We start from the raw sequence: 8,610 nt of genomic DNA, 5'->3' as shown, positions 1-8,610 counted from the left end.
CTTGCATATCCGACAGGCCTCCCCAGATAAGAACGCCATCTTTCCGCCCGTGCCTGCCCAAGTCTACGGCTACAGCCCTTGGCAGCTTTGGATTTCGTCATGTATTGGTGACTCATCCGACTGCAACCGCCTCCAATTGGATTCGTGTACCTCAGGCCGTGCTTTTGCCTCCGGCTTCCTTCAGATTCCACCTCACGGTGGACACCCTTGCCCTTGGCTAACGGTAGGCGCTTGCCAGCCCCCGCTCGGGACTTTCACCCTAGAGATGACGCCCATGCTGGGCGTACAATGAAAAAACACGCTTCTCCAGGAAACGTGTTTTGAGAAAAGTCTCTATATGTATAAATATATGATCATTTTAATATAATCACACACCAATGTTACAACTCCCTCATATATTCATATTCTCTTTTTGCTTCTCCTTCAATTGCCTAAACAATTTTTCCACAGTACTGATCCCGACATTTTTATACTTTGCCAGAATGACAAGTTCCCTCGGTAAATGTTCGACTCGCGTCATCTGATCCTCGTTAAGCTGTTTCAACAGATTAGGGAAGCCGGTGAATTGTTCTGTATTAAGTTGTATTTGAGATAATTCTTCCGTTACAACAATATAATCATCTTTAAAGAAAAAGAATAGCTCTCCGGGGCGCTCCATCATCAATTTTCTGCGGTTTTTTTCTTCTTCAATATACTGCTTCAACTCTTCAAAAAAGATTTCTTCATGCTTTTCATTATATCGTATGATATATCGGTTCAATCCTTCCACATTGTTCGGCAATTCGCTCATGATTCGTGCCTGTTGTACTGCTCCCAGTCGGACAAGAAATGTTTCGGATTTCTCAAAACGTTGCGGCAACAAGAATGCATCACGTAGAAAGTATGGAATGTCCACGTATTGGTCTTTGTATGTTATCGTGCGAACCGTTGTTAGTCCTGGCGTTATCGCTTCAGGAACAGAGATTGCTATAGCTGCCTCCTCTGCCGCTAGGCTCTCAGACTCCACCTTAGTTTTTCTAAGAGATGAGACAAGCAACTCCTCAACAGCCTTCAGACGTTCCTGAATTTCAACGATTCCTAAGGAAGGATTTTTTTGTGTCGATGGGTCTTGATAATTAGGGAAATCCAGACTCACTGGTCCATATACTTCAATATACCATTTCACAATTCGGTAAATTGATTCCCAAGAAGACAACGCCTCCGAATACCTGAACATTCGAGTGTCGTGTGCTGCTTCATTTCCTAGTTTGCGAATAGAATGGAGATCGTTTCGAATTTCTGGTGTGAGCAATTCACTTTTATTCAGTAAATCAATTTTCTCCAGAAACCCACTTCTCTGCTCCTCAGGCAGCTTCTCCGCTTGAATCACCTTCTGGAGTATGTTTTCAACAAAAGTTCTAGCATGAGTAAGCATCGTACGTGGACTGTTAAAAATACTGTTCTCCAATTCACGTGCAACATACGCTAACTCTTTAGATATAGGTTCTAAAAAATGATAATAATACGATTGCTGCTTTATTTCCATGATGTCTTCCTCCAAATAGCTTTTTACTCAGTGACATAATGGCGTCTGCCTTTATAATCATCATTCCAGATGGACTAGATAAAAAGAATCATAGACTACATACCTAATTCGACATACAACACATAATCCCTTTTATTATCCCACCCGAACACCCATTCGTGACACCCAGCTGTCACCCAACCTCCTGTACACTTGCAGTAAGCAAATACATAAAGGAGCCGATAGCTATGAAATACATCGTATTTGACCTGGAGTTCACGGTACTCCGTTCGCAGAAGCATATGGCGGAAACGATCGAGATCGGGGCGATTGAGCTTCAAGCGGATGAGCATGGGGAGCTGAGCATGACTGATTTGTACCACACTTATGTTCAACCTTCACGAAGTCCCCAAATTTCCAAGCTGACGACGGAATTTACCGGGGTCACTCAATCTGACGTGGATGATGCGCCTCTGTTTAAAGAAGCGATAGAAAGCTTCAAAGCCTGGTTAGGTGAGAATTATTATCTTTGCTCCTGGGGACCGGACGACAAGTATCAATTGGTGCGGGAATGCAACGCTAAGAAAATGGACTTGAATTGGATAAGGAACTACAATGATATCCAATTGTCCTACACCCGTTTGAACGGGGCAGACATTGGTCAGAGAATGGGCCTGAAGAAATCCTTGAAGGCCGAAAATCTTCCCTTTATCGGGAAACAGCACAACGCGCTCGACGATGCCTTTAATACGGCAAAACTGTTTAAAAGATACTTCCCGAGGTTCATTCTGGAATGCAACAACGCTGCTGAAGAATCTTTGTTCGAAACGAAAATCGTTTATTCAACCGACCCTGAATTGAAATACACACCCTTCCTCGAGCTTGCCAATTTGTTAAAAATCGCCCAATAGTCCAAGAGGCCCTGAAATAGGGCCCCTTTTTATGTTTTATAAAACGACGTATTCGTTCCCATGCAAAAAATACAGCCCTTGCTCTTTTACCTTGAGGCCAAATGCACGCTCCAGTTCGGACGCATAGGCTTGAACTTGCGGACGGTAGAAGTCGGAAAACAATTCCAGTTGTCCATCTGCATACATATCGGTTTTAAAGTCCACAATCACCCAGCCGTTCTCTTCTTCGAAGAGGAGATCCACAACTCCTTTAAGTAGCAGGTCAGGTGCTTTGCCATTCGGCTCAATATCCGCTTGATTGCCATTAGCATGACCATCGGATATATCTCCTTCATACGACCCAGCACCTATCATCGTTCGAAATGGAAGCTCTTGAAGCATCGTTTTGGCGGCAAGAGCGCGCCTCCAAATCTGGCTTTCCTTTACTTCTTCAAGCATGTACTTCACTTCTGGCATTAAGTTGGAATCCAACCCTTCTTCTTCAGCGATGACTGCGATATTGATGTCGAGTTCATCCTTGCTTCGTCCCCTGCCCAACAGCTCGATCGAGCGATGCACCGTGCTGCCGAATGCCAAACCTCTACCCTTTAAAGGCCTTGGTGGTTGAGTCCCTGCTTGTTTAGCTAACTCCGTAACAGATGCGGAACGGTAGGTCGGAATGGAAAGTTTCTCTCGTACGCTTCGACCTACACTCTCACTGTCGAATTGTTCCTTGCCTGCATTATCCTCAAGCGCCCGGTATTTCTCGGGCAAGACCGATTCCCACTCTACATCTTCCAGTTCCGGCGCCTCCTGCAAGCTTTCTGCAAATCCGCTCCACGGATCGATCGCCGGTTTGTCGGGATATCGACTGATGACGAGCAACTGCTTCGCACGCGTCGCCGCGACATACAACAGTCGTTCCTGTTCTGCGAGCATAAACACCCTTTCCCTTTCCGCAAGCTCTTGCCATCCTGGGGGCTGGGCAATGATTTCTTTCTGATATCCTCTTTTTCTAGAAATAACGAAATACCCCAGAGCTTCCGGCCCGCTCCGGTCGACGTACTCGGATGCGTCATGATCTGAATTGCCGCACGGAGCAGCCAAAAATACAACGGAAGCCTCCAACCCCTTCGCTTTATGCAAATTCATTATACGCACCGCATCCTGCTGCCCGGCGAGCAGATGGCTTCCCTCCAGCTTGCCTTCCTCAGCAAAATGCAGGAGCAGAGCGGTCAATTCCGCCCATCCCGCCGCTGCTCTTAAATCGGATTGAACTTTTTGAAGCAACTGCAATATAGTTCCTGCCCGGCCAAGTCCTCCTTTTCTCCCCACCGCTACCGGCAGCAAGCCAAGATCTTCTACAATCCACATCATCGCCGCCCAGGCAGGAAGCGACCCCACTTGTCTGCGGTATCCGGCTAAACGCTCCAGTGCATCAAAAACAGGTAGAGAAATAGCCGAAACCTTGTCACTCTCCGGTAAAAAAAGATAACTCAGCGGGAAGCCTTCCATTTTATAATGGTAGAGCGCATGGTCGCTAACTCCAAATATCCCCCGAATGGCGGCTAGTAATGCTATTTTATCGTCTGGATCATTCAAGCATTGAGCCAGCAGCGTCAGCATGCCGATCTCCTCGTATACCGGAGCTCCTCCGGCAGTAACCGCGGGCACACCATATAGCTCCAGGTATTCGGCATACAGAGACAGAAATTCCTTTTGTTTCAGCAAGATTAGAAAATCTCCTGGAACAGCCTGACGACAGACATAACCTTCCGCAGATCGCTCCTGGATCTGCAAATTCTCGGCGCAGGCCCAAGCAATGTAGCGTGCAATCCGGTTTGCATCTACCTTAGCGATAGCCGCTTTGCCGCCGGACATTTTTTCGTGCGTAATAACCGTTGTGCCGTGCAAGGCCATCACAAATTTCCCGTTCACCTCTGTCGGATTTGGCAACTGGGTCTCCATCTCAGCATAGGCCGCCTGATGCTCTGTCTCCCACTCCGGAAATCGCGGCCGAAATACTGAATTCACAAACTGCCCGATCGCATGAACGGAACGGAAATTAGATGTTAATTGTACGCATTCGCCGCACCCGGCAAGCTTGTTTTTTACAAAATTGTAAATAGAAATATCAGCCCTTCGGAAACGGTAAATCGACTGCTTGGGATCCCCAACGATAAACAAGGAACCCGGTTTCGGAGTCAACTTTCGCCAATCCGCTTCCGTCGTATCGTCCCCAGTCAATCGAAACATGATCTCCGCCTGAATCGGGTCTGTATCCTGAAATTCATCGACGAACAAACGGGTATACTTCCTGCCGAAATACTCCCTTACATGCCGGTGTTCCCGCAGCAACTTGGCTGCACGCATTAACAAATCCTGAAAATCCATGACCCCGAGTTGATTCCGCCTTTGCTCACAGTAGCGGATGATAGGGAGCACCTGCTCAATTAGTTTTGGGTACAAGTATTCTCGCCAGGCATTCAAAAAAGGAAAAAGCACGGTCACCTGCCAATCGTGAAACCGTTCCTGAAACGCCTTGCCCATCGATTTATCACTCCAGCGGCTTTGCACGACCTTGATACTTCGTTCAAAAAGAAACGCAAGCTCCAGTATGCGCTGATCGTCTGCAAGCCCGTGGAGCGCAATCTTACGCTTACCTTCTTTGATCATTAACTGCAGATTGTCCCAGTCCTTTTCGGGCTGGATCGTTGGAATGTAAGGATAAGCGGCTTCAATCAGCCCGGGAAGCGACAAGCGAATCAAGTCGAAATCCGGGCGGGTACCACAGGCGGTTTGCACCTGCACATCACGGTACCCGGAGACTTTGTGGTATACCTCTTTCAGTTCCTCCACCTGAACATGCAGTTCTTCCAATTCAGGAATCAACAGGCCCTCTTCCCGGCTCCTCAGTTGCAATAAATACTCATCCCAGCATTGATCCTGCAATGCCGAAGCCTCTTCTTCCTCCAGTTCGCGAAACATCGGATCAATCCCCGCCTCGATAGGCCGTTCTCTAAGTAGTCTCCCGCAAAAAGCATGGATCGTCCCGATATAGCATTGCTCGATTTCTTTCAACGCAACCTCGAGCCTTTCAAACTCGGGGTTACTTGCGGTTCTGATCCGTTTTTCGATTTCCAGCCGGAATCGGCTACGTAATTCATCCGCCGCTTTTCGGGTAAACGTAATCGCCGCTATTTGCTCGACTGTAGCTTTGCCGGACTCGATCATAGCCAGCATGCGGCCAACGAGTGACGTCGTTTTTCCAGAGCCCGCGCCAGCCTCTACCAGGAGGGTCGTGTCCAGATCAGATAATATCCGCTCACGCACAATTTGATCGTTAAGCATAGGCGCTCACCTCTTTCCAAGCCAATAGCAGTTCATTTTGTTCATTTTCCCATTTCGCCTTGACGAGATCACCTTGATTGCCGCAAACCGGCTTGTAGGGGCACCATCTACACGAGTCGGCATGGGGTGTTCCTAGAAATACACCTGACTCAATGGAATCAAGCAAACGTTTCACTAATTGAACCAGCTCAAGCTTACGGTTTTGCACTCTTAGTACTTCCTCACCTTTTCCCCGTTCTGTAGGAAAATAATAAGCCGATTCGATCACCCTTGCTTCCGGATCCAACCGGGTTTGCCTAAGGTATTGCTCTACCGCCACTGCATACAAGGCGTGCTGCAGTTGCGTCCCGCCTGCGAAATAGGCGTTCTCTCCGTATTTTCGGGGATTGCCGGTTTTGTAGTCGTAAATTTTGTACTCGTGCGGACGCAGCTCATCCACCCGGTCGACGAACCCCTTCATATATAAAACTGTTTCACTGTCCAATACCACTTCTAACGGATGATCATCGGTTGAAAGCGACAACTCGAACCATTTCGGCAACGTTTGACGTTTCAGCTCCGTTTGATAAAACACTTCCACGTCTTGATGAATCGCCTTACATTCCTGCTCAAACACATGCGGGGATGGGGGCGGGATACGACGTCTATATTCGCTGATAACTTCATCGGCAAGGTGTTTGATCCGTGAATAATCATGCTGTAACGTACGATCTCCGATCTCATTCTCTAGATGAAATTCGACTCTTTCTTTTAAATACCGGTAAAAAATCACATGAAGCAAGCTCCCTCGATCAGCCGGACCAAGCCAAATATTGCGATCGAAGACTGGGGTATCCTTTTCTCTAACCTTTAATATAGAGCCATAAAAGAACCGCTTCGGACACTCTGCATACCGTTCTAACTCCGTAACGCTTAGGTGGATTCCCGAATTGCCCCGGTAACGGATCGCCATTTCTCCATGCGGTTGGATAAGACCATCAGCTTCGGTCAACGTGTCCCCCTGTACTTCTTTCCTGAGCCCGATCGAACATGGAAAAGTAGCGCTCAGCGCTTCATCAACAAGAAAAGCCTTCCCCTCCGCGACCAACCGTCCCAGCCAGAAGTCTGACCGGTCAAGCCGGTTTCTCGACTCATCCTGATTACAATCCTCTTGCCAGGTCATAAATCCAGCCGGTATACCGAGAATAGCATTCATCTCCGAAAAATCCATATCTTCATTTTCCGTGTACCCGCGGCAAACTTGGAGCAATTCAAAAGCAGCATAATTGTCTTGCTGATTTACAGGGTCATAACTGCTGTAACTTAAGTTGACATATCCGCCGATCCCGCCCAGCCTTTCGGCTCTTTCCTGCTTAGCCTGCTTCACGGATTCCGCCATAGTCCGCAAACCGTCAATCCCTTTCTTTTCTTCGTCCAGCAGGATGGGATCTTCTTTCGCGGAAAACGACCAAGCCCCATCATCCATCCCTAAAATAAACGTATGCGTTCGGCCCGACTCTCCCCCGTTTTCCAGAGAGGAAATATGAAGATGTCCACTTTGCGGAGATGCTTGCTTAATGCACAAGTTCATCACCGAATCTTTGACGTAACGAACTGCCGATTCACTGGATATGGCGGAGGGCTCCAATATGATTAGACTATCCCGCTGTTCCTTTAGTGAAGTTAAAACTGAATGATCGTGGACATCAACGATATCCGTACAATTCTCCAAAAAGAGAACCAGACCTTCGAGTACATCTTGTATCGACCAGTTACGATCTTCCGGTAACCGAATCAGCAATTCCTTGAATAGTAACGACCAGGCGTTACATGCCGCTGCATGTTCTGGATTGCCAAAATGCTCCGTACAAATATCCAATAATTCATAACGTTCCCGGCCCCATCCAATCCCGCTTTGTTCCAGAACGCGAACCAACTGCAGGGAGGTCATATTCAGTTCACCCTTTTCTAATGATCGGGTTGACAAAACTCCGTTACGAAATGCCTGAATTAACACATCTACTCTGAAGCCAGAATCCAGCCATTCCAAATAAGCAATGGCGGCTTTCCCTAGGTTCGAAAATGACGTAGAAATTCCTTGAGAAAAAGTACACGGAATGTTTAAGTATTCCATTAAAGTATGTATCGTAACATAACTGCCGGTGTAATCTGAAAGGATAAGCTCTACTTGATCAAACGGCACCTCTTGCAAGTAAATTCTTCTAATGACCTCCCGTATCTCCGCCAGCGTACCCGCCGCCCTAAACATCTCAATTTGTCCCCGGTCATTTTGAGTTAAAGATTGTGGAAATAACCGCCCTTCCTGCCATATATAAAGTTTATTTACGGACAAACGATTAAGCATCTCTCGTTCCACTCGACTAAGCGATTCGTAATGAAAACTCGAAATCATATATTCTACCGCCGCAGGGTTACCTCCTGGCAGTAAGTCGAGCAACCCGGTCATATCCGTCCATGAACGTCGTGCAAGTTCCCGTTCATACATGCCTAACAAATTGAGAACATAACGCCCTTTGGACAGATTTTCAAAATCCAGAGGATTTAATTGTGCTGCCTTAATTCCCGCTAATCTCAACTCTTGTAACGCATTATGGAACCGTTGCACAATCCCGGCTGTTACACTTTCCTTGGGAACATACCCATTGTTTTCATGCATATGAGTCAACATCAGTTCGTATACAAGCCAGAAACCTTGCTCCCGATTAATCAGCCGAATCTGCCGGCGCGAGAGTTCCGATTTGGCATTTTGGACGATCAAAGACTCCAAAGTTACTGTTTCTACGTTCATCAAAGGTCCGTTCTCTTTACACATTCTGGTCAGCCATTGTTCTCCCTGCGCAAAGCTCCTGGCCAGAATTACCTTTT

At 47.2% G+C, this 8,610-nt stretch carries 4 protein-coding genes; 1 reads left to right on the top strand and 3 read right to left on the bottom strand.

The features are described 5' to 3' along the window. Positions 1-391: 391 nt before the first annotated feature. Positions 392-1,525: a DUF4145 domain-containing protein gene (locus tag C557_RS0120480; RefSeq protein ID WP_018753728.1), complete on the bottom strand. Its 1,134-nt coding sequence runs from the start codon at positions 1,523-1,525 to the stop codon at positions 392-394. A gap of 227 nt (positions 1,526-1,752) precedes the next feature. Between C557_RS0120480 and C557_RS0120475 the strand changes: the two genes are divergently transcribed. After that, on the top strand, positions 1,753-2,415 hold the full coding sequence (locus C557_RS0120475) for a 3'-5' exonuclease (RefSeq protein ID WP_018753727.1): 663 nt from the start codon (positions 1,753-1,755) through the stop codon (positions 2,413-2,415). Positions 2,416-2,451: 36 nt separating this feature from the next. On the opposite strand, the gene C557_RS0120470 is transcribed toward C557_RS0120475, so the two are convergent. Both C557_RS0120470 and C557_RS0120465 read right to left on the bottom strand, forming a co-directional pair. After that, the gene (locus C557_RS0120470) at positions 2,452-5,745 is read right to left on the bottom strand and encodes a UvrD-helicase domain-containing protein (RefSeq protein ID WP_018753726.1); all 3,294 of its coding nucleotides are present in this window, start codon (positions 5,743-5,745) and stop codon (positions 2,452-2,454) included. Then, complete coding sequence (locus tag C557_RS0120465) at positions 5,738-8,533, bottom strand: PD-(D/E)XK nuclease family protein (RefSeq protein WP_169338254.1); 2,796 nt, start codon at positions 8,531-8,533, stop codon at positions 5,738-5,740. Before C557_RS0120465 ends, C557_RS0120470 begins: the two co-directional genes overlap by 8 nt. Positions 8,534-8,610 lie beyond the last annotated feature (77 nt).

The organism is Paenibacillus sanguinis 2301083 = DSM 16941, from assembly GCF_000374825.1.
Classification (GTDB): domain Bacteria; phylum Bacillota; class Bacilli; order Paenibacillales; family Paenibacillaceae; genus Fontibacillus; species Fontibacillus sanguinis.
The sequence above is the reverse complement of the archived record's forward strand: the minus strand, read 5'-3'. Positions and strand labels throughout refer to the sequence as shown.